General features: G+C 38.1%; 19 protein-coding genes. 9 read left to right on the top strand and 10 right to left on the bottom strand.

Features of this window, described 5'->3' with window-relative positions; translation table 11 throughout:
• Positions 1-327 precede the first annotated feature (327 nt).
• Positions 328-1,578 (top strand): amino acid permease, encoded by a 1,251-nt coding sequence (locus tag ACYSN2_RS09730; RefSeq protein WP_461750062.1) that lies wholly within the window; start codon positions 328-330, stop codon positions 1,576-1,578.
• Between the two features lie 174 nt (positions 1,579-1,752).
• Here ACYSN2_RS09730 and ACYSN2_RS09725 read toward each other — a convergent pair whose 3' ends face one another.
• From ACYSN2_RS09725 to pssA, 7 genes are all read right to left on the bottom strand, one after another.
• Positions 1,753-2,214, bottom strand: a complete 462-nt coding sequence (locus ACYSN2_RS09725) for an outer membrane lipoprotein (protein WP_461750066.1) — start codon at positions 2,212-2,214, stop codon at positions 1,753-1,755.
• 168 nt (positions 2,215-2,382) lie between these two features.
• Positions 2,383-3,384: a DNA ligase gene (locus tag ACYSN2_RS09720; protein ID WP_461750061.1), complete on the bottom strand. Its 1,002-nt coding sequence runs from the start codon at positions 3,382-3,384 to the stop codon at positions 2,383-2,385.
• Between the two features lie 217 nt (positions 3,385-3,601).
• Complete coding sequence (recJ, locus tag ACYSN2_RS09715) at positions 3,602-5,326, bottom strand: single-stranded-DNA-specific exonuclease RecJ (RefSeq protein WP_461750060.1); 1,725 nt, start codon at positions 5,324-5,326, stop codon at positions 3,602-3,604.
• Positions 5,327-5,366: 40 nt separating this feature from the next.
• Positions 5,367-5,612, bottom strand: a complete 246-nt coding sequence (locus ACYSN2_RS09710; RefSeq protein WP_461750059.1) for a sulfurtransferase TusA family protein — start codon at positions 5,610-5,612, stop codon at positions 5,367-5,369.
• Between the two features lie 40 nt (positions 5,613-5,652).
• On the bottom strand, positions 5,653-6,141 hold the full coding sequence (gene rimI, locus ACYSN2_RS09705) for a ribosomal protein S18-alanine N-acetyltransferase (RefSeq protein WP_461750058.1): 489 nt from the start codon (positions 6,139-6,141) through the stop codon (positions 5,653-5,655).
• Between the two features lie 329 nt (positions 6,142-6,470).
• On the bottom strand, positions 6,471-7,403 hold the full coding sequence (locus ACYSN2_RS09700) for a uracil-DNA glycosylase (RefSeq protein WP_461750057.1): 933 nt from the start codon (positions 7,401-7,403) through the stop codon (positions 6,471-6,473).
• A gap of 129 nt (positions 7,404-7,532) precedes the next feature.
• Complete coding sequence (gene pssA / locus ACYSN2_RS09695; RefSeq protein ID WP_461750056.1) at positions 7,533-8,405, bottom strand: CDP-diacylglycerol--serine O-phosphatidyltransferase; 873 nt, start codon at positions 8,403-8,405, stop codon at positions 7,533-7,535.
• A gap of 270 nt (positions 8,406-8,675) precedes the next feature.
• Between pssA and ACYSN2_RS09690 the strand changes: the two genes are divergently transcribed.
• Both ACYSN2_RS09690 and cysZ read left to right on the top strand, forming a co-directional pair.
• Positions 8,676-9,179 carry a dihydrofolate reductase gene (locus tag ACYSN2_RS09690; RefSeq protein ID WP_461750055.1) on the top strand — a complete coding sequence of 168 codons (504 nt, stop codon included), beginning with the start codon at positions 8,676-8,678 and terminating at the stop codon, positions 9,177-9,179.
• Between the two features lie 203 nt (positions 9,180-9,382).
• Complete coding sequence (gene cysZ / locus ACYSN2_RS09685; RefSeq protein ID WP_461750054.1) at positions 9,383-10,141, top strand: sulfate transporter CysZ; 759 nt, start codon at positions 9,383-9,385, stop codon at positions 10,139-10,141.
• Positions 10,142-10,403: 262 nt separating this feature from the next.
• On the opposite strand, the gene ACYSN2_RS09680 is transcribed toward cysZ, so the two are convergent.
• Positions 10,404-11,447 carry a hypothetical protein gene (locus ACYSN2_RS09680; protein WP_461750053.1) on the bottom strand — a complete coding sequence of 348 codons (1,044 nt, stop codon included), beginning with the start codon at positions 11,445-11,447 and terminating at the stop codon, positions 10,404-10,406.
• 276 nt (positions 11,448-11,723) lie between these two features.
• On the opposite strand from ACYSN2_RS09680, the gene ACYSN2_RS09675 reads away from it, so the two are divergent.
• Both ACYSN2_RS09675 and ACYSN2_RS09670 read left to right on the top strand, forming a co-directional pair.
• The gene (locus ACYSN2_RS09675; RefSeq protein WP_461750052.1) at positions 11,724-12,932 is read left to right on the top strand and encodes a DUF726 domain-containing protein; all 1,209 of its coding nucleotides are present in this window, start codon (positions 11,724-11,726) and stop codon (positions 12,930-12,932) included.
• Between the two features lie 97 nt (positions 12,933-13,029).
• Complete coding sequence (locus ACYSN2_RS09670) at positions 13,030-13,536, top strand: flavin reductase (protein ID WP_461750051.1); 507 nt, start codon at positions 13,030-13,032, stop codon at positions 13,534-13,536.
• 202 nt (positions 13,537-13,738) lie between these two features.
• Here the strand turns inward: ACYSN2_RS09670 and ACYSN2_RS09665 are convergent, their stop codons facing one another.
• The gene (locus ACYSN2_RS09665) at positions 13,739-14,722 is read right to left on the bottom strand and encodes an MDR family oxidoreductase (protein WP_461750050.1); all 984 of its coding nucleotides are present in this window, start codon (positions 14,720-14,722) and stop codon (positions 13,739-13,741) included.
• 620 nt (positions 14,723-15,342) lie between these two features.
• Positions 15,343-17,595, bottom strand: a complete 2,253-nt coding sequence (locus ACYSN2_RS09660; RefSeq protein ID WP_461750049.1) for a UvrD-helicase domain-containing protein — start codon at positions 17,593-17,595, stop codon at positions 15,343-15,345.
• Between the two features lie 185 nt (positions 17,596-17,780).
• Here ACYSN2_RS09660 and ACYSN2_RS09655 point away from each other — a divergent pair, with 185 nt between their 5' ends.
• The 4 genes from ACYSN2_RS09655 (at position 17,781) to ACYSN2_RS09640 (ending at position 21,034) form a co-directional block, all read left to right on the top strand.
• Positions 17,781-18,290, top strand: coding sequence for an acyl-CoA thioesterase (locus ACYSN2_RS09655; RefSeq protein WP_461750048.1), 510 nt, complete (start codon positions 17,781-17,783; stop codon positions 18,288-18,290).
• Between the two features lie 226 nt (positions 18,291-18,516).
• Positions 18,517-19,320, top strand: a complete 804-nt coding sequence (locus ACYSN2_RS09650) for a MetQ/NlpA family ABC transporter substrate-binding protein (RefSeq protein WP_461750047.1) — start codon at positions 18,517-18,519, stop codon at positions 19,318-19,320.
• 132 nt (positions 19,321-19,452) lie between these two features.
• Positions 19,453-20,004 (top strand): GbsR/MarR family transcriptional regulator, encoded by a 552-nt coding sequence (locus ACYSN2_RS09645; protein WP_461750046.1) that lies wholly within the window; start codon positions 19,453-19,455, stop codon positions 20,002-20,004.
• Positions 20,005-20,287: 283 nt separating this feature from the next.
• On the top strand, positions 20,288-21,034 hold the full coding sequence (locus tag ACYSN2_RS09640) for a M48 family metalloprotease (protein ID WP_461750045.1): 747 nt from the start codon (positions 20,288-20,290) through the stop codon (positions 21,032-21,034).
• Positions 21,035-21,305: the final 271 nt, after the last annotated feature.

Here is a 21,305-nt window from a genome sequence, read left to right as displayed (position 1 = left end):
GCTTTAGCTTCAACCAAAGCTGATCATTAAGTAATGTTTGGGGCATAAAATAGAGAGTTTGTATTGTTTTCTGGCGATTACATTTTACAACTCTCTATTTTTTTATTTCAAATGTTCAACAGACCCTAATAAAACCGCCTGTTATTAATTCATTTCTAGCATAAAAGATTGCAGCGCTTTACCTTCATGCTAATATGAATTCGCATTACTAAATGTTGTTTAAAATCATTGAACAACTTCATGAATAAGACCGTAATGCCCTATATTGGCTCCGCAAAGATCATCGTCTTTGCGCCTATAACAATAGAATAATCAATAAGGATTAAGATGAAAGTAAATAAATCGCCTACCGTTTTGGGCGGTGCAATGATTGCCGCCGGAACCATGATTGGCGCAGGGATGCTCAGTTTACCCATTGCTTCTGCGGGAATGTGGTTTGGCTGGACAATCGTCATTATGTTAGTGACGGTTTTGTTCATGTTCGTAACCGCCGAGCAGATTTTAGAAGTAAACCTTGGATATAAACCCGGTGCGAGCTTCGATACATTAGTGAAAGATAACTTAGGAAGTTTCTGGAGAATTATCAATGGTTTCTCCGTTGCCTTTGTTCTCTATATTCTGCTCTATGCGTATGTTGTGGGTTCAGGATCGGTCATTAGTGATACCTTAAAGAATTTCAAGCAGTTCCCTATTGATCTTCCCCGCTATCAATCCTCTCTTATCTTTGCGTTGATCTTTACGGCAATTGTATGGTGGAGCACTCGTGCGGTAGATCGTATTTCAACGATTTTAATGATCGGTATGTTCATTACACTCGCGGCTGCTGTAACGGGGCTTCTTGGGCAAATTGAAGTGCCGTATCTTTTAGAACCAACGGGCGAAAGTAAATATGCAATCTATGCCTTTGCAAGCTTACCATTCTTCTTAACGTCATTCTGTTTCCACGCAAGTGTGCCAAGCTTTGTAAAATATTACGGCATTTCCGGCGGTAGCAAAATTCGTAAAGCAATCAGCTGGGGCATGATCATTACCTTTGTCTTCTACTTATGCTGGATGGTTGCCATTATGGGAAGCATTGACCGTGCAACATTCTTAACGGTCGATAATGACCAAGTAGCGTGGCTTTTAAACCAAGTCAAAGCGAGTCAGTATATTGAATTATCTTTAAGATTCTTCGCATTCTTCGCCGTTGTAACCTCATTCTTAGGCGCAGGTTTAGGCTTGTTTGATTACATTGCCGATCTCTTTAAGATCAGTGATTCACCAAAAGGTCGATTACTTACGGCAATCATCACTTTCTTACCTCCCACAATCTTAGGAATGGCACTTCCTGGCGGTTTTATTATTGCTATTGGTTTTGCCGGTCTTTTTGCCGCAATTTGGTCTGTGATTGTTCCGGCGCTCATGGTGATTAGCTTTAGAAAACGTCAAAAAGGCGCACAAAAAAGTGAATCATTCCGAGCATTTGGTGGAAGTGCGATGCCTTATTTAGTCATTATCTACGGCTTAATCTCTATTATTTCGTTTCTCTTAGTAGAAGTGTATCAAGTCGAAATCTTAAACTTCTTTAAACAATAAAGATCATTGACACAATTGAGATAATAGAAAAAATGGGGATCAGAGAATCTTATAGTCATATCTAGATCTAAAAGCTAAAAACTTCGATCCAATAAAAAAAGCGTTCTTCAATAGAACGCTTTTTCTTTGCTTATTACTGATTGTTTATTGATGCAATGATCTAGCAATATACACTTACATTGGTGAAACGTTCATGCTACGACCACTTCCCACCATACGCACTCTTTGTCCTGCACGGAAAAGTGACTGATCTTGTTTTTGCACCACAACGATATTTTTACCGTTATCTGTTTTAATTTCTAACTCAACACCATGTGTTTTAGCAGCTTCTTGTCCGATTTTATCACCGGCAACACCACCTGCAATCGCACCCACAGCAGTTGTGATATTACGACCACGCCCACCACCGATAGAGTTACCGAGTACGCCACCAAGTACCGCACCTGAAATTGCGCCTAATGGTGATTCTTCACTCTGAATAATAATGGGGCGTACGTTTACAATCGTTCCGTAAGAAACATCTCTAGCTGTTTTCGCTTGTTCACCCGTATATACATCGCCTGAGTAAACACTAGAGTTCGTACAACCTGCTAACGTTAATACCGCTAAACTTACCAACATCATCTTTTTCATTATTTTCTCTCTTATCAAATAGATAGGGATGAATCTTTATCTGTTAATTACTATTATTCGTTAAGCAATTGGTAAAATTATATCAAATATTTTCAAAGGGGGATAATTCATCATCTGATAATGTTCGATTTTACTTCTTATAATTGACTTAGAGCCTTAAGAATGGATATTTCAATCAGAGCACTTTAAAAGATCTTCTGAGGTTAATCGTGCAAATCGTGGTAAACCTTTTTGCGTAAAGCCATTATAAAGATACGTAATTTTATCCCCAATTTCAGGTGGGAATGCCCGCATTTGATCTGTTAATCCTGAGCCAATAGCAAATTCAAGCATCTTACCATCGATCACACTAGTGACTTTTAAAGCGCCTACCATTCCCTCATACTTCCCTTTTCCCTTTGTATAGCCTGTGATAACAGCACAATCTTGATCGATCTGTTTTATTTTAAGTAAAGAATCATGCCGTAAATATGCTTGATAGTGCGCATCTTCATGATGAAGCATTAAGCCTTCTCCGCCTTTAGCAATGATCTCTTTTAAAAGACTTTCTAACTCTTCATGGGATGACAATTTATTCTGAGCAATCATGACAACATGAGGATTCTCTTTTGAAAGCTCTGAAAGATAGCTTTCCATCAGTTTGACTCTTTCGTGAAATATCCCTTTTTCACTGGGAAGATCGAAAATTTGAAACGTGACTTGTTGCCAGAGAAGATCGTCGGCGTCGCTTCTTGCGATTAAACCGGACATTTTCTGAAAGGTTTCTCTTCCTAACCACAGCTCGCCATCTAACGGTTGATCTCCTAAATTTTCTATAAACCATTTAGGCGTAACGATTTCATACCCTTGCCGGGAATAGAGCGCTTTCCCATCCCAATAACCACGAACGCCATCGAGCTTTTCACTCACATAATATTCTTCGATGGAGAGCGTTGCTTCCTTTGCCGGCGTTAAGCTCATTCCATGTTGCAGTGGCATTGCCGAAGTTGGCGATATCGCCATGCATAATAGAGACAACAGCCCTAACAGCGTTAAAACAAAAAGGATAAAAAAGGATTTAGCACGTTGTCTAAATCCTGTATTTTTCGTGATTTGAACATAATTTTCAAACTGAACGGGATGCTTTACATGATGTTTTACATGATCTTTTACTGAATCTATATTCCCTAACATACTTCCCTCTTTAGCTCACTGATACATTGAGAATAAAGATAGGAATTTTTCTAAAAAAACGGGGGAAATACAAATATAAGATACGGGATAGCCATGTCACTTTAAAATCCTATAAGATTAACATTGCTGGTGGCGCGGGATTTTCAGAAGTATGCAAGCATTCGACCCAGCGATGAATCAGCTTGAATCTTATAACTAAACTCTCTTAAATCTTTCATTATTGAATCGGCAAGAAATAGTCAATAATCAGCTGTAAGTTACGATTGCCACGCCATTCGTTTACATCGAGTTTAAAGGCACAGTGAATTGCTTTCACATTATCCACAAGTTGATGCGCTTGGAAGAATGCCATTGCTTCAAAGGTTTGGGCACTATTGGGATTTTTAAGTGTAAATTTCAAATGCGCTCCTTTTAGAATACGATAATCCAACACTTCAAATTCATCATCAAATACCGGCTCTGGGAATTGTTGTCCCCATGGAAAAGCCCGTTTAATCTCATCGGCAAAGCCAATACTAAATCCTGTTGCCGGTAAAGCGCCATCACTATAAATTTTTTGGCTTAAAAGCTCATCGGAATCCGTTAAAGAATCCATGTAACGTTCAATCTCTTCGCTCATCAATCTCTCAAATTTCGGCAAATTATCTTCATAAATAGATAATCCTGCTGCCATTGCATGACCGCCAAAGGTTTCGATAATTCCGTGATGATCTCTTGCCACATTGCTCATCAGATCTCGAAGATGAATCCCGCGAATCGATCTACCAGAGCCTTTGAGTAATCCTTCATTATCATAGGCAAAGATAAAGGTTGGGCGATAGTATTGTTCTTTAATGCGAGAAGCGACAATGCCGGTAATGCCTTGATGCCACGATTCATCATAAAGGCAGATTGAAAGCGGCAGTTCCTCTTTATTCAGCGTCACGGTATTTAAAATACTATCGGCCGTTTCTCGCATCTCATGTTCAATGGTTTTGCGCTCTTCATTCATTGAGAAAAGTTCTTGTGCGATGCTTTGCGCTTCTTCTGCTTGATCTGTTAAGAGAAGCTCAATGCCGATCTGCATATTGTCTAAACGCCCTGCGGCATTGAGAAGTGGTGCAAGTCCAAAGCCGATATCGCTTGTCGAGAGATTTTCTCGCTGACGATTCGACACATCCATTAACGCTTGAATGCCGGCAATCATCACGCCATTTCGCATGCGAAGCAAACCTTGTTGCGCAATTTTACGGTTATTCCCATCTAACGGCACTAAATCCGCCACCGTTCCAAGCGCCACAATATCTAAATACTTCCCTAAATTCGGCGCTGTTCGATCGCCGAAATAGCCAATTTCCATCAGTTTTGCACGAACGCTTAAAAGCACATAAAAAATCACACCAACGCCGGCAAGAGATTTACTTGGGAATTGATCATTTTCTAAATTCGGATTAATAATCGCATTGGCTTCCGGCAATATTTCCGGCGGTAAATGGTGATCGGTGACAATCACATCAATCCCATTTTCTCTAGCAAGCGCAACGCCATCAATATTGGAAATGCCATTATCTACGGTGATTAGGAGATCGGGTTTGTTACGAAGAATCTTCTGCACAAGTGAGCGAGATAGACCATATCCATCTAAAATTCGATGCGGAACAGTATAACGCACATTGTGAACGCCGAACTCTCGTAAAATACGGATCGCAAGCGCAATACTTGTAGCGCCATCTACATCATAATCGCCGACAATAAGAATATCTTTCTGCTCCACAATCGCTTTTACGATAATATCAGTCGCAGTTTCGATATTACTCAAAGAATGATAAGGATAGAGCCCTTTCAAAGAGAGATCCAAATCTGCTTCACTTTCAACAAGACGTTTTCTTAATACATCTTGTAACAGCGATGAATATTGATCTGCGGAGAATTGATGTTGACGTTCACGACGAACAATTTTCATAAAATTTGGCCTTTTTATCTCTATTTTTATCTTTTTAAATCTACGCTTTTTGGATCAGAAATGTAAACACTTCATCCACTTCAGAGAAGTCTAGTAGCTCATGCTTCGTTCGTAGCAAATATGCTTTGAAATCAATTTCAGAATGAGGATCTGTGGTAAAAATTCGGAGAATATCCCCTGATTTTGCCTTCATTAACGCTTGTTTCGTCTTTAAAATCGGCATCGGGCAATTTAACCCTTTTAGATCAATTTCTGTAATGGCAGTTTCATCATGTACCAATGTCATTTATATCCCTTTTACGAATCTTTTAAGTTAGCTATTCAGTTTATAATTGAAAATTAAATGTATCTGAAGCCACAGTATAAGCCATTACAATGGCATCTTCGCGGCCGTTAATCTTGCAAGGATAATATCCCTTACGAACGCCCACTTGGTTAAATCCAACATGATCATACAGCGCTCTTGCCGGCACATTTCCGGCACGAACTTCTAGGAAAATCGTCACAAGCTTGTGCGTTTCTCCCAATGTTAAAACATGCTCAAGCAAATATCGTCCTAAACGCTTGCCGTGATGAATGGGATCAACGGTAATGTGAAGCAGATGTCCTTCATCTAAAATCACCGATACAAATGCATAACCGATGATTTCATCATCTAAAAGAAGCTTCATGCGAATCACTTTTTGGCTAAAAATATCCATCATCTGCGCCCGATTCCAAGGCACAGGATAAGCGCGCGCTTCAATTTCTAAAATTGTGTCTAAATCTTCTAAAGTTGCTTCTGCTATTGTGAGCTGTGTTTGGTCAATCTTCATACTTATATTCCCCAATCATCAGAGTTTTATGGTCTATTCCCAACGTTTATTCCCTATTTTCTAGCATTCATACTAAGGCGGATAATTCTTTATTGCCGGCAATATGCGGAAGATTCCTTTCCTTGATTCACTGAATTTGGCCTGAAATCAATATGAAATCTATTAGAAAATAGCGCTTATCTCTGATGATTTTACTGTTTTGTTGTTTGCGATTTTTTGCTTTTTTGTATTTTAGTATTTTTGGTTATTTCCGAAAGATTCATTCCTCTTTTAGGAGAATCTTCGGCTGTTTTACCGCTCGATAACTTTAATGATACTTCGATGAGTCATTAAAATTCACCGAGCTGTCTTCGCAGATACTTCATATCTTGCCAAAAGTTCGCTTTTAAACGGGAATTTTTCGCATAAACGCGAGGAGAATGGGAAATGACAACCGGAAACTCTTCGCCCTCAATCATAATGCGATGCACTTTACGCCTTAAGAGCTCAAACGGTTGCTCTTTTTGTAGTAAAAACTTCACGGAAGTTCTGCCAAGTAGGAAAATCATCGCCGGCTTTACTTCTAAAATTTCCCGTTTTAGAACATTAAAACATGCATGCCACTCCTTATCGCTCACATCTCGAAGCTCTGGCGGACGGCATTTTATAAAGGGCGTAATGTAGAGATCATCTGCTGATAATCCCACGGCATTCATTGCTTTAAAGAAGAAAGATTCATCGCTTTTATCTAATACTTGCCCTTGAAGCATCTCTTCTTTGAGCGGAATATCGGTAATCACCATAATTCTGCCGGCATTACTCTGCCTTGGAAGCGTTGCTTGATAACGATCTTGCGAGAATTCACATCCTAAGCAACTCTTAATCGCTTCTGAAAACTTCGGAAGGAAAATGGATTGATCTTGTGGGTAGCTAAACGCTTCCGGCAAAAACTCACTTTTTACGGCAATGTTTTCAGTTACTTTTGGCGCAACTTGTACTCGAAGCCCTTCTGTAACGCCGGCAAGCTGTTTGCGGAAACGTTCAGGATCAATATTCGCATCTGAAGCGAAATTAGGTCGCTCTTGAACATTATCCGAAGGATTTAAAACAGGATTATTGGTTCGATGATGAGATGGCTCATGCTCATGTTGCAAAGCATTATTAGCATCTCTTTCCGCTTGCTTGATCGCTCGCAGATTTTCCTGAACTTGTGGTAAATCCTCTTGCTGACACCAAGCTTGGATTCCCAATAATTTCAGATATTCTGCTTGCCTGATATTCATCAATAAACCTCTGTTTCAATCCTTGTATTAATCAAGCTTCCAAAGCAAGAAGCTCGATCTCATGTTTTAACCCATCAATCAACTCAATCGATGCTATTTAACTTTTATTGAACAACTTCTATTGAACGTCTATTTTTGTTCAGTTGATTCTTCTGATGCTAAACGTTCTTTATTAGCTTGTCTTTGGGGTTTTTCTTCTTGTAACTGTCTTCTTTTACGAAAGCGTAATGCCGCATAAAATGGACCTGATAAACCATACGTAAACAGCACTAAGAAGATTGATTCTCCTGGGTAACGAACAATAAAGAATACTAATACTGCAAAGAGCATCACTAATAATACCCATGCAAAAAACGGCACGGGATTTTGCAAGCGAATATCTTTAAAACTAAAGAATTTAATGTTTGTAACCATCATTAAACCGCTATAGAGCGTTAATAAAAGTGCACCGTAATCTTTCCAAGGAGAAGCAATATGAATGTTTTCGCCGAACCAGACAAATCCCACGACAATGGCCGCCGCTGTTGGGCTTGGCATTCCGATAAAGAAACGTTTATCTACAGAGCCAATTTGCACATTAAATCGTGCTAAACGCAGTGCTGCACATGCTAAATAGAGATATGCTACAAACCAAGAAATTGCGCTAATAAACGCAAAACTACTCTCTTTCAATGCCCAAAGATAAATAATGAGCGCCGGCGCAATTCCGAAAGAGATCAAATCTGAGAGAGAATCATATTGCTCGCCGAATGAGCTACATCTATTCATCATTCTCGCAACACGGCCATCTAAGCCATCAAAAATCATTGCGAGAAAAACAAGGATCGCCGCTTGCGTATAGCTAGGATCACTTCCATTTGAAGCGCCGTAATGAGCATCTAATGCCATCAAGATTGCAGAAAAACCACACAGCATCGCTGCCGTTGTAATCAGATTCGGTATCACATAAATGCGATTACTTTGAGTCTGAGGGTTTTGACTATTATCATTTTGATTGTTCATATTGTATAAGGAACCTAAAATAAGGAAGTGAACATTATAGCACCCTCGCCTTTTTTATTAAGGGGAATTAAAAGCCTTCCATCATCCTTAAATCATAAAAATAGAGAAAGCTTCCCAAAAACAGCAAAATTCAGGTTTAGAATAAGATATAAAAGGATATAGAAAGCCATATTCATCACATAGATAATTTAGTATCATGCGTTTTATTATTTTGAATTATCGTATTTTCGTATTTCTCATACTGTATTTTATAAAAGGATCACTTCATTCATGACAGCGGCAAAAATTTCTCTCATTCTCGCAATGGCTGATAATGGCACAATTGGGCATAATAATGCGCTTCCTTGGCATCTTCCGAATGATTTGAAATTCTTTAAGCAAAGTACGCTTGGCAAACCGATTGTGATGGGCAGAAAAACCTATGATTCTATCGGCAGACCGCTTCCGGGAAGAGAGAATATCGTCATTTCTAGAAGTTTACAGCGCAACGATATCGAAGGCTGTTTAGTATTCCCCTCTCTGCAAGAAGCTTTTTCCTATATTAATGAAGAACTCAAAGCGCCAGAAATTATGATTATGGGCGGTGCACAGATTTATAAAGAAGCGCTTCCCTTCATGGATCGCCTCTATTTAACCCACGTTCATGCAGATGTTAAGGGCGATACACAAATGCCGGCATTTGATTTTCAAAATGCGAGATTAGCATTTGAAGAAAAGCATGAGAAAGATGAAAAAAACCGATACGATTACACATTTGAAATTTGGGATTTTTAACTCATAACTATCTGTTAAGATAACATTGCTTTATATTCCGCAAGTGCTCTATCACTATTCCGTATGGATTGTTATCTGCTTTGCTGAATATATCCAAATACCCATCAAGTCCGATCAATCGGGCATTCTTTTAAACTATACTTTTAAGTGATAATTAATATCCCTTTCTAATCCATGGATATTGATTGAGAGATTCTCAAATTATGAACAATCATTATAATCCCCGAGTTCCTAAAAGCGGTCTAAAATACTTTTTTGAAGGCTTCAACATTATGATGCGCCCCGGTTTAAGACGTTTTGTCTTTATTCCGATTCTTGTGAATGTCATTGTTTTAGGCTTATCGTTTATGTGGCTTTTTAGCCAAGTCGATAGCTGGATTGCTTCTATTTTAAGTTATCTGCCTAATTGGTTACATTGGTTGAGCTATATTTTATGGCCACTCATTTTGGCATCCATACTCTTTATCTTTACCTATTTTTTTAGCACCCTTGCTAACATCATCGCCGCACCCTTTAATGGCTTTTTAGCAGAAAGAGTGGAAGAAGAATTAACGGGAGTTAAAGCAAAAGAGCTGCCTTGGAGTGATTTCGTGAAAGATATTCCAAGAATGGTCAATCGTGAATTTGTGCGTTTAGGCTATTACTTACCAAGAGCATTACTGCTTCTTTTAATCTCTTTTATTCCGGTCATAAATCTCATTGCGCCGGTATTATGGTTTCTATTTGGCGCATGGATGATGTCCATTCAGTATTGCGATTACGCATTTGATAACCATAAAATCTCTTTCACTTCGATGAAAGATACCATGAAAAAAGATCGCCTGAATAACATGCCATTTGGCGCATTAGTATCCATCATCACGATGATTCCTTTGGTAAATCTCTTCATTATGCCGGCAGCAGTTTGCGGTGCTACGGCAATGTGGGTAGATCGTTATCGTCCTCAATATCCTAATCTATAAGATGTAGGAATAAGGTTCTGTAATCTTATCTCAATCTACAAAAAAGGAAGCTGAAGCTTCCTTTTTTATATCTGTTTTTCAATTAATTGAAAGGTTCATATAGCTAATTTTAGTTTATTGCTAGAAGAACATAAACAGAAAATCATCTATATTTAAAGGGAATCTCTATTAACTGTTGTTCAAACAACCAGCCTTCTGGTTTTTTACATTCTTGATTCCACTTATAGTCACTTAGAATCTAGGTATTCCTATAACCTTATTGTCATCGCACTACCCTGAACTTCCCATCAATGTACGAAAAATTATGAATGGCTGAACCAACTTCTCCCGTGTTTTTATCGCGCATTTCAATGGGCGAGAATCCTTTTTCATCCACCATTTGCACCATTCTTCCGCCGGCATATTCGATCACTTTAAATCCTTGATTTTTGAACGGAAGCACTTCCATATTTTCAAAATCTTTTTCGCTATAACCAAAGTTATCCATCATCACATCAAGGCGCTCTTCTTCCATGATTTCTTTAGGAATACCGGTACTTCCTAGATAGCGCTCATAAAGATTGATATCTATTAATGACTTTAAAGCTTTTCTATCTTTATTATTCAATGCAATCCATAACTCTTCATATGCCGCTAATAACTGCTGTTCTGCATTCTTTATCTCACTAAAGGAAGGAGATTCAACCCAAATCCAATTTGCTGCACCTACTACTTGCACATTTCTTGAAAGGCTTGTTAAATCTTGATATTCCACAATATCTTCTGGAGATACCTTCCCTCGGTTTACTGTATTATTAGGCGATAATGGATCATCAAGATCAAACGTTTCTTCATGTATAAAAATATGATCTTCAGAATCGATACTCAATTTCAATACACCAATCATCTCTTCTCTGATTTCATCATTTTCAATTGTTGATTTAGAAATCTCAGCTAAACAGTATCGTTCATTCTTTCTTACTTTTTCTTGATATTGCTTTATTGCTTCTTCCGAATGCCCAGTCGTATCAGCCCAATATGGAACCATTTCTATAGAAATAGTATTATTCCCATTATATAAAAAACCATCAATTCCAAATCCCGTAAAAACATACCCACCAATACTGTCGGCATTATTAAATAGAGGTAAACCATTCACTCTGATAATACAAAAGGCTATTTTTGTCCTCCAATTAATCGAATAAGAAACCGCTGGTTTTGGCAAAACCGCTTGCCGATAATCTTGAATCTCTAAAGTGCCGGCATTTGCGATAGATATTCCTAACGTTAGGAAAAAACAAACAATCCATTTATAAAAAAGCTTCATATAATTACGATTTCATCCTTCAGTTTTATTCTTCACGATTTAAGGTTTTTGAGTGTTAATATTTTCAACTAGATAATAGTACAAACATCATATTTACTTGTATAAATATGCAATCATATGATTCTACTTATCGAATTCAAATAATTCATATCATTTACAATTTATTGTCTTTCTTTTTACTGCTTTTGGATAAATTTGTAATTTGAAATTCGAGCAAAGATCCCCATTCTCTTCTTCATAGCCTGATTCAAAATCACCATCTATTTTGAGGGATTTATGAGTAAAGTAGAAACAATCAAAAAAAGTAAAAAAGCAAAAACCGAAGACAAACAGATCATCACAACGCCTGAAACAATGGAAAGCTACTGTTCTTGGTGCTTACAGAAATCAAAACATCAATTACAACAACCTCATTCTGAAAAGCTCTATCGCCGGCATATTTACCAATGCGGGGAATGTGAAAACTTTACGGTAAAATGCCGTTTTTGCGACAATATGGCAAAAAGTGCGCCAAAAGATGCTTCAAAATCATGGCTCAGTTGGGATAATGAACGTTGCGCTGAACATGATGGCGATATTGTGACGTTTGCGGAAACTTCCATTTCTCTGAAAGATATTACCGAATTTCGCACATTGCTTGCTCATGAAACGCCAAGCTATAGCTTTGGAAATTTGGTCGGAAAATACCTCTTAAGTGATTATTTTGAGGAAGATGATAAATTCGATATCTTTAAACTTGAGAAAAAATCGGCTCACTCGGAACTTCATCAGGAGGATTCTCATCAATCGACAAATACTGTGAGTAAAGTCGTGTTGATTAATGGCTTTTTACGGGAAAAAGATCGGATTTTTCAAGATTGGATCGATGCCTATGAAGATATTCCCGATAATTGTGAGCTTTATGGCTTAACGTGGTCTTCGAAAGATCTAAATGATGTGGTCAAAGGTTTCTTCTCGCCGAATCTCTTCTCGATCGCATCCAAAAAACTCTTATTAGCCCAAATCGCTTATTCGGCAATTACCAATCCTTGGCATGTTTCTATGAAAAAGGCGGCAGATGCCGGAAATTTACTGGGGAATATTCTCTTAAAAACGGAAGATAACGACTATACGCTTGTAGCGCATTCTTTGGGTTGCCGAGTGATTTATAATGCGCTTGAACTCTTAAAAAACCATCCTGAGAAAAAAGTAAAAAACATCATTCTGCTCGGCGGCGCCGTTGGCAAACAGCCCCAAGATTGGGAAGCCGTTGCCGATACCATTACCGGAAAAATCTACAATTGCTATTCAGAAAATGATCGTACTTTAGATAAAGTGTATAGCGCTGCAACTTTAAAGCTAAGTTCCCCTGTTGGGCGTTATCCGATACAGAGCGAACATTCCAAAATTATCAATATTGATTGCTCCGATCTCATTAAAGATCATAAAAATTGGAAAAATGAATATCCGGCGATTTACCGCAGAATTAAAGCATTAATGAACTAATTTCTATCTAATTTCTGATTCTAATTTTTGAGTAAAAGATATTTTTGCAAATATTCCCTGAACGGCTAGAATCGTTTAGTCAAGTAAGGAGAACGTAATGGATGATGTACATCAAGATATCAAAAAAATATTTAGAGATGCGATGGCAACATTAGGTGCCGGCGTTAATATTATTACAACTGATGGAATTGGTGGAAAATGTGGCTTAACGGCAACCGCTGTTGTTTCTATTACCGATTCCCCGCCCACCATGTTGGTATCGATTAATCGCAATAGTGCAACGAACGATACTTTCAAAGCCAATACCAAACTCGCGATCAATATCCTTAATGCCGATCAGCAACTTGCGGCAGAATATTTCGGCGGAATGCATCCTGTTTCGATGGAAGATCGTTTTGCAAAGTTTGATTTTGCCATTGGAAAAAGTGGTTTACCTATTTTAAAAGAAGCCATTGCCAATCTTGAAGGTTCCATTTCAGCAACTCATGAAGTAGGCACACATACGCTGTTTATCGTGACATTAGATCATATGAATATTACAGATAACGGCGATGCGCTCATCTATTTTAATCGAGATTTTCATCAATTGCCGAGAGTGAAATAATCACGATATATCCCAAAACAAAAAAAGAGATAACATTGATGGTTATCTCTTTTTTCATGATCTTTTTTCATACGCTTGATTTTGCATCTCAATTGAGTATTTCGATTTAACAGATCACTGAAATCAGTAATATTAAGCCTTTTAGATTATAAGCTAGATTAGGTTGTTAACTTAATCTAACTTAAAACTCTCAAACTGAAACTTAAGAAATTTTTACTACAAATCGACCTTGAATTTTGCCGGCAAACATTTTCACAGAGAGTGATAATACATCTTCAAACTCCACTTCTTCGGCAATATTTCTAATCTCTTCGCTCGTAATATTTTGCGACAATAATTTCCATGCTTCTAAACGACTCTCTTTCGGCGCCATTACGCTATCAACACCGGCAAGTGTAATATTTCTTAAGATAAATGGTGCCATATTTGCCGGGAAATCCATGCCTCTTGCTAAACCACAAGCAGCAACAATGCCGCCATATTGTAATTGTGCGCAGATATTCACAAGCGGCACAGAACCCAAGACATCAACCGCTGCTTGATATTGTGTTTTTTGCAATAAACCGCCGGCTTCATAAAAATTGGAAGCATCTTCCAAACGCGCAACGCCGAACTCTTTAAATTCATCCAAAAGCTCTAATTTGGAGGTTAATGCCACAACGGAAAATCCGAGTTTGCTTAAAAGCATACAAGCCACCATTCCAACTCCGCCGGATGCACCTGATACTAATACTTCGCCCTTCTCCGGCGTAATGCCGTGAGCGAGCAGACGATTCACACAGAGCGCCGCCGTATATCCTGCAGTTCCAAATGCCATGACATCAAAAAGATCATATTCAGCAGGAACTTTAATCAGATCTTTGCCAAAAACATAGGCAAGCTCGGATAATCCGCCAAAATGATTTTCACTTAAGCCTAAACCATTCATAAAGACTTGATCGCCGGCCTTCAGATCGGGATCGGTAGTTTCTAAAACTTCGCCGGAAAAATCAATGCCGGGAATCATCGGGAATCGCCTTGCGATTTTACCGTCGTTAGTAATCGCTAAAGCATCTTTATAATTCAGCGTTGAATAGTGGACTTTTACAAGCGTATCTCCCGCTTCTTGTAAAAGAAGTTCTCGGGATAAAGATTCTTTACTACAACTAAAATTTTGCTCATTTTGTAAATAGAGTGCCTTAAACATTGTTTTCCCTCTTGTATCCACTGGATTTTGATATGTAAGCTATCTATTAGCTCTGTGAGTTAGCGTAACGAAACCGTGAGTTGAAGTAAATGCTGAGGTAAATAAATACAATAATCATACTTCTATGTTTTATATCTATATTGATATCGAAATCACTACATCAGACGGTAAAAAAAAGACAAAAAAAACTGATTTCAACATTCATGTCAAAATCAGTTGCAATAACAAGCCGTTTAAAAAGAGAGTAGTACCACAATCCTATCAAAATAATAGCTTGCTGCTAGGGAATGAATCTAGTCTAGCAAACTATTTTTATAACATATTGACATAAGACAGCTTTTGAATGCTTTCTTATATTTACATCAAAAATCGTTACTTGAAAATATAGATAAATCAATAAAATCAATTAGATGTAAATTAAATGATTCTCAACTCTTTTTGTAAATACTTTACTTTCTCTTTAAAAAGACTTCATATCGATTTATACAACGCGCCATTTCCATTCTCAAAAATAACTTTACGTCCCTTTCGTGTCTGTTGGTATCAGTATCTCTATGCCTATATACCCTATTCCGATATAGAGATTAGGATAGAGATTAAAGATAAAATTCATAAACACATTATAAAACGGTTAAATTAGCATAACTTAAAACAAGCACCTTTCTACCTGATTTAGAGAACTCTACAATCACTCTTGTACTTGCGCCGGTTCCTTCAAATCCTTGAATTACACCATCACCAAATTTCGCGTGCTCCACAAATTGACCGATTTTATATCCCTCAATATTGTCATCAAGCTTTGCCGTATTTCGGGTTCTTGCGGCAACCGATTGAGAATTATAACCGCCGTAACTGGAAGATCCTGTACCGTAGCCGCCAAGCGTTTGACGAATTTCAATAGCGGGACCAATCGCTTGAATTAAGTGATCTGGAATATCACGTAAGAACCGGGATGCCGGCATTCTTAAGGTTTTCCCATAAATCATGCGCTGCTCTGCACCTAGCATATAGAGAATTTTCTCGGCTCTTGTAATGCCGACATACGCCAATCTTCGCTCTTCCTCTATCCGTCCAATCTCATTGATTGCCGCATCACTTGGAAACATGCCATCTTCCATGCCGACTAAAAAGACGATTGGAAACTCCAAACCTTTCGATGCATGAAGCGTCATAAGCTGAACAGAATCTTCATCCGCTTCCGCCTGATTATCACTCGAATCTAATGATGTTTGTCCCATAAAGGCATCTAATTGCTCGGCCGTTGTGAGCGATTTTACATCTACAAGCTCTTCTGTGAAGGCAAGCTCAATCTGATCACTCATCATGAAGTATTCTGCCGCCGTAATAAGCTCATTGAGGTTATCGATACGATCTTCCCCTCGGTTGAGAGGTTCCTTCTTGTAATGCGGTTTTAAACCGCTCTGCTCGATTGCATACCCAAAGAACTCATCTAACTTCATCGTTTGAATTTTTTGCTGAAGATCCGTCATTAACTCATAGTACGCAAGAAGCACATTATGCGCTCTTGTTGTCAGCGTTTGGCTCTCTAATAGCAGTTGCATCGATTCCCATAGAGATACTCGATTTTGCACCGCATTCACGCGAATCATCTCAATGGTCGCTTGACCGATGCCTTTCGGCGGCGTTGTCATAGTTCTCTCTAACGATACATCATCTTTTGGGTTAATGACCATACGGAGAAATGCCATGATATCTTTAATTTCTGCACGATCAAAGAAGCGTAAACCGCCATAAACCCGATACGGCACCTGCCCACGCAGTAATAGCTCTTCAAATAGACGAGATTGCGCATTCGAACGATACAGAATCGCCATATCCGATTTGCGGTAACCTTCTTTGACCTTATCTTTAATGGTTTCTACCACAAAACGCGCTTCATCATAACCATCTGTGCCACGGTAAGCGATAATGGGCTGATCAGATTCATTCTCAGTCCATAATCTTTTATCTAAGCGATCGGCATTTTTTTCGATGACATGATTCGCCGCTTCCAAAATCGCTTTGGTAGAACGATAGTTTTGTTCTAATCGAACCGTTGTCACGTCTTCAAAATGTTCATCAAAATGCAGAATGTTTTCAATTTTCGCACCACGCCAGCCATAGATCGACTGATCATCATCTCCTACCACAAATAAGTTATGATGTTTACCGGCTAAAATCTGCAACCATGCATATTGCACACTGTTCGTATCTTGAAACTCATCCACTAAGATAAATTTAAAGCGTTCTTGATAATGCTTTAAAAGTGCCGGATTTGTTCGAAGCATCTCTAAAGTGCGAAGCAGAATTTCTGAGAAATCCACTAATCCTGATTGATCACATAGCGCTTGGTAATCTTTATAGAGCTCTATGAGATTATGTGTAAAGGCATCATTATAAGATTCGATGTGTTGTGCTCTACGTCCTTCCTCTTTATGCCCATTAATAAAGGTTGCCAGAATCTTCGGTTGATAGAGCTTTTCATCAAATTTACGCGCCCGAATCACTCTTCGGCATAATCTTGTCTGATCATCACTATCTAAAATTTGAAAATTCTCCACTAAGTTCGCTTCTTTCGCATGCGCTCTTAACATCCGGTGACAAAGGGAATGGAACGTGCCAATCCACATGCCACGAACGGAGAATCGTAACGTATCTTCTAATCGTGTGCGCATTTCAAAAGCGGCTTTATTGGTAAAGGTTACTGCAAGAATGCCGTAGGCATCTGATTGTTCAGTTTCTAATAACCATGCAATTCGGGAAATTAAGACTCGCGTCTTACCAGAACCCGCTCCTGCTAATACACGGACAGGACCAATCGGTGCTGTCACTGCTTCATACTGACTTTTGTTTAATTTTTCTAAATAACTCATTTATCTTGCCGAAATATTTTATTGTGGTATAAATTAGGCGCAGAAAATAGGCGCAAAGAGTTGATTCAATTCAAGAATCACTGCGATATATAAAAAAAATGGGCAATCGCTGTATTGATTTCAAAATAACCCACTATAATAGAGAGCGATTATACCTTTTATTGACTTGGAATGAGATAGGAAAAATGATTAATACAAAAACACCAACTCGTGAATTGAGCATGACCGTTCTAATGACACCTGATATGGTGAATTTCTCCGGAAATATCCACGGGGGAAACATCCTTAAATTACTAGATCAAGTTGCATATGCCTGTGCTAGCCAATATGCCGGAAGCTATGTTGTAACGCTTTCAGTAGATAAAGTTGTCTTCAAACAGCCAATCTATGTCCAAGAGTTAGTCACATTCCACGCAAACGTCAACTACGTTGGCCGTACTTCTATGGAAATTGGCGTTCGTGTTGAAGCGAAAAATATCAAAACTCGTGAAGTTCGTCACACCAACAGCTGTTACTTCACAATGGTTGCGATCAACGATAACGGCAAACCAACACAAGTACCAAGACTTGAAATCCGTAATAGAACTGATCAAAGACGTTTTGATAATGCCGTACTTCGCCTAAACTCCCGTCTTGCATTTGATAAAGCACAGATCAAAGATGATGAGGAAGAAGATAACGGTTTTAACCAATAGAGTTATCATAAGTACAGATACAGATACAGATACAAAAATAAACTCAGCCCTAGAAGCAATGCGACTAGGGTTTTTTATTGCGTTCTTATGAATCTCAAATTGCACAAAATACAAAACATATATTTTTTGTACATAATTTTATTGATTATTGTAAATATTAAAGGTATTACTAGATAAACATCCAAATTGGTCCTTTATTTACCTTATATCTAGTGAGTACTCTTCTATGAAAAATTATATAAAAATACTTCTTTCTACATTCCTTTTCCCACTGTTACTCGTAGCCTGCTTTAACAAAGATGACGCGCCACAAGAAATACGATTTGGAACATCGTTTGGCCATTTCTCAGACATGGTAAGGGATTCGATCATCCCTCAATTGGAAAATAAAGGCTATAAAGTCACGCTTTTAGAATTTACAGATGGTATTCAATTGAATAATGCGCTCAATGAAGGAAGCATTGATGTTAATATTTTCCAACATGTGCCTTACTTAAGAGGATATCGAGAAAGAACGGGCCATGAACTCATTGAAGCCTTTCAAGTTCCTAACGCACCTTTCGCAATTTATGCCGGGCAACGCCAACAGCTCAATGATATCCAAGCAGGAGATACGATTATCGTTCCGAACGATCCTAGTAGTTATGGAAGAGCATTAGTTATCTTACAAGATTTAGGCTGGATTGAATTAACGCCTAATATCGACCCGCTAAAAGTTTCGAAATTAGATATCATCAATAACCCTCTCAACTTAGATATTAAAGAGTTACAATCTGATCTTTTACCAAGAGCGCTTAAAGACGCTGCATTTGGTGCCATTAATGGCGGCGCTGCACTGAACTCGGGTTTAAAAATTTCAGATAGCTTATCCCTGGAACCTAATGATCTATACATCAATTGGGGAGTGATTCGAGAAAAGGATCAGCAAGAATCTTGGGTACAAGATGTTATCGAAAGTTTTAATTCCAAAGAATTTAAAAACTATAGTTACGCGCAATTTCCAGATTATCAATTCCCGAAGCACTGGTAAAAGCATCTCAAATCACAATCCATTTCTTATATTTCATTCGTGACTGAAAGTAGAGAAATTTGTTATCATAGTTTCTGATAATCATCTTGAGAATTACTCGGGATAAATGATAAAAAAATGGGAGAAATACAGATGGATTGTGATAACAAACTAACCCCTAAAGAATTAGAGTTTATTCTCCATTGGGGGGAAATGGGCAGTCGTTGGGGTGTGAATCGTACCGTTGCGCAAATTCATGCCCTGCTCTTTATTCAAGGCGAACCAATGAGTGCTGAAGCTGTATGTGAAACTTTAGGCATTGCACGCTCAAATAGTAGTAATAGCATTAAAGAATTGGAGCGTTTAGGTCTTGTAAAACGATTACATGTTCTTAATGACCGTAAAGATTACTTTGAAACCTCCGGCGACGTTTGGGAGCTCTTAAAGATTATTGCCAAAGAGCGCATTGAGCAGGAACTTAAACCTACTGAAATCATGCTTACAAATCTCATGAATGATCCCGAGTTTAAAAATGAAAGAAAGGTCTTCCAAGAGAGAACTAAAGAGAGTGCTGAGTTATTACATTCTTTAATTAAAGTGAGCGATCAAATGCTCGGATTCTCGGCAAAAGGCTTAAAACGCCTCTTCAAAACAAGCTCAGGTTTAATGAAGTTTATTCTTGGTGCGAGAAAAGAAGAGTCATAGAAGTTCTACCAACCATATATCTATTTCCATGTATAGATAATCCAACTATTCATATTATTAATAGCTTATGATTTAAATCAATATTGAACATGATAATAACCCTTTAGTTTTACTTGTTAAGTATTTTAAATAGAATGTAATTCGTTGAATTTTATTAAAACAAAAATATAGAGATGCGGAGATTGTTCGTCGTCATTTATAACAATCTCGACCTCTACCGATTCAACCTATTCCATCGAACATTTCATTGATTAAATACAAAACTTAAAACCAAAGGATCATTATGAAACCATACAAACTATTACTCTTATCATCAGCTGTACTCTTAACAATGGCTGGATGTAAAACACTCTCTCTAGATGATGCATTGAGTTTAGGAACACAAAGTGCACAAGCAATGAGCTTATCGGATCAAGATGTTAAAGAACTGAGTAATAAATCCTGTGCCCAATTAGATGCTCAATCTAAAATTGCACCGGCAAATAGCCAATATACAAAACGCCTAAATAAAATTGCTAATGCGCTTGGACGTAATGTGGATGGTACTGCAATCAGCTATAAAGTATACTTAACGCCAGATGTGAATGCTTGGGCGATGGCAAATGGTTGTGTTCGTGTTTATAGCGGTTTAATGGATAAAATGAATGACAATGAAATCCAAGGCATTTTAGGTCATGAACTAGGTCACGTTGCACTTGGGCACTCGAAAAGAAGTATGCAAGTTGCTTACGGTGCAGAAATCGCACGAAGTGCCGTTGCGAAATCTTCAAATAGTGCTGTTTCAGCTCTTAGCCAATCACAGCTCGGTGACTTAGCAGAAAAATTGGTGAATTCTCAATTCTCGCAATCACAAGAATTAGATGCCGATAACTACTCTTACGAATATTTGAAGAAACGTAACCTTAATCCCGAAGGTATTGCAACAGCGTTTGATAAACTTGGAAGCGGTAGCTCACTCTTAAGTTCTCATCCTTCTTCTGCAAAACGTTCACAAAATATTCGCAACAAAATTGCATCCGATAAAAAGTAATCAAAATCGATTATCTGATTATCCCCATAAAGCTCTTTATCGAAATATGAAGCGATAAATCTAAATGAAGAACCCCAAAAGGATTTTGTCCATTTGGGGTTTTTATCGCTTGCAAATTTCTCAAGTTTTAAAAAGTTTCATTGTAAATCAAGGCTAAGTCATCGCTGAATCGAATGCTTGCATGCTTCTGAATATCTCGTGCCAGTAATATCGATCCTTTTAGAGTTTTAAACCAAAATAACTACATGAAACAAAATAACTTATTGCTCTA

This window comes from Ignatzschineria sp. LJL83 (genome assembly GCF_054871845.1).
This window is presented reverse-complemented; position numbering and strand designations above follow the sequence as displayed.

Bases quoted from the DNA above. Each gene is read 5' to 3' on its own strand.
- ACYSN2_RS09645 (WP_461750046.1), top strand. From the start codon at position 19,453: ATGGATTGTGATAACAAACTAACCCCTAAAGAATTAGAGTTTATTCTC.
- ACYSN2_RS09655 (WP_461750048.1), top strand. From the start codon at position 17,781: ATGATTAATACAAAAACACCAACTCGTGAATTGAGCATGACCGTTCTA.
- ACYSN2_RS09690 (WP_461750055.1), top strand. From the start codon at position 8,676: ATGACAGCGGCAAAAATTTCTCTCATTCTCGCAATGGCTGATAATGGC.
- recJ (WP_461750060.1), bottom strand. From the start codon at position 5,326: ATGAAAATTGTTCGTCGTGAACGTCAACATCAATTCTCCGCAGATCAA.
- ACYSN2_RS09640 (WP_461750045.1), top strand. From the start codon at position 20,288: ATGAAACCATACAAACTATTACTCTTATCATCAGCTGTACTCTTAACA.
- cysZ (WP_461750054.1), top strand. From the start codon at position 9,383: ATGAACAATCATTATAATCCCCGAGTTCCTAAAAGCGGTCTAAAATAC.
- ACYSN2_RS09660 (WP_461750049.1), bottom strand. From the start codon at position 17,595: ATGAGTTATTTAGAAAAATTAAACAAAAGTCAGTATGAAGCAGTGACA.
- ACYSN2_RS09650 (WP_461750047.1), top strand. From the start codon at position 18,517: ATGAAAAATTATATAAAAATACTTCTTTCTACATTCCTTTTCCCACTG.
- ACYSN2_RS09675 (WP_461750052.1), top strand. From the start codon at position 11,724: ATGAGTAAAGTAGAAACAATCAAAAAAAGTAAAAAAGCAAAAACCGAA.
- ACYSN2_RS09720 (WP_461750061.1), bottom strand. From the start codon at position 3,384: ATGTTAGGGAATATAGATTCAGTAAAAGATCATGTAAAACATCATGTA.
- ACYSN2_RS09665 (WP_461750050.1), bottom strand. From the start codon at position 14,722: ATGTTTAAGGCACTCTATTTACAAAATGAGCAAAATTTTAGTTGTAGT.
- ACYSN2_RS09700 (WP_461750057.1), bottom strand. From the start codon at position 7,403: ATGAATATCAGGCAAGCAGAATATCTGAAATTATTGGGAATCCAAGCT.
- pssA (WP_461750056.1), bottom strand. From the start codon at position 8,405: ATGAACAATCAAAATGATAATAGTCAAAACCCTCAGACTCAAAGTAAT.
- ACYSN2_RS09730 (WP_461750062.1), top strand. From the start codon at position 328: ATGAAAGTAAATAAATCGCCTACCGTTTTGGGCGGTGCAATGATTGCC.
- rimI (WP_461750058.1), bottom strand. From the start codon at position 6,141: ATGAAGATTGACCAAACACAGCTCACAATAGCAGAAGCAACTTTAGAA.
- ACYSN2_RS09670 (WP_461750051.1), top strand. From the start codon at position 13,030: ATGGATGATGTACATCAAGATATCAAAAAAATATTTAGAGATGCGATG.
- ACYSN2_RS09710 (WP_461750059.1), bottom strand. From the start codon at position 5,612: ATGACATTGGTACATGATGAAACTGCCATTACAGAAATTGATCTAAAA.
- ACYSN2_RS09680 (WP_461750053.1), bottom strand. From the start codon at position 11,447: ATGAAGCTTTTTTATAAATGGATTGTTTGTTTTTTCCTAACGTTAGGA.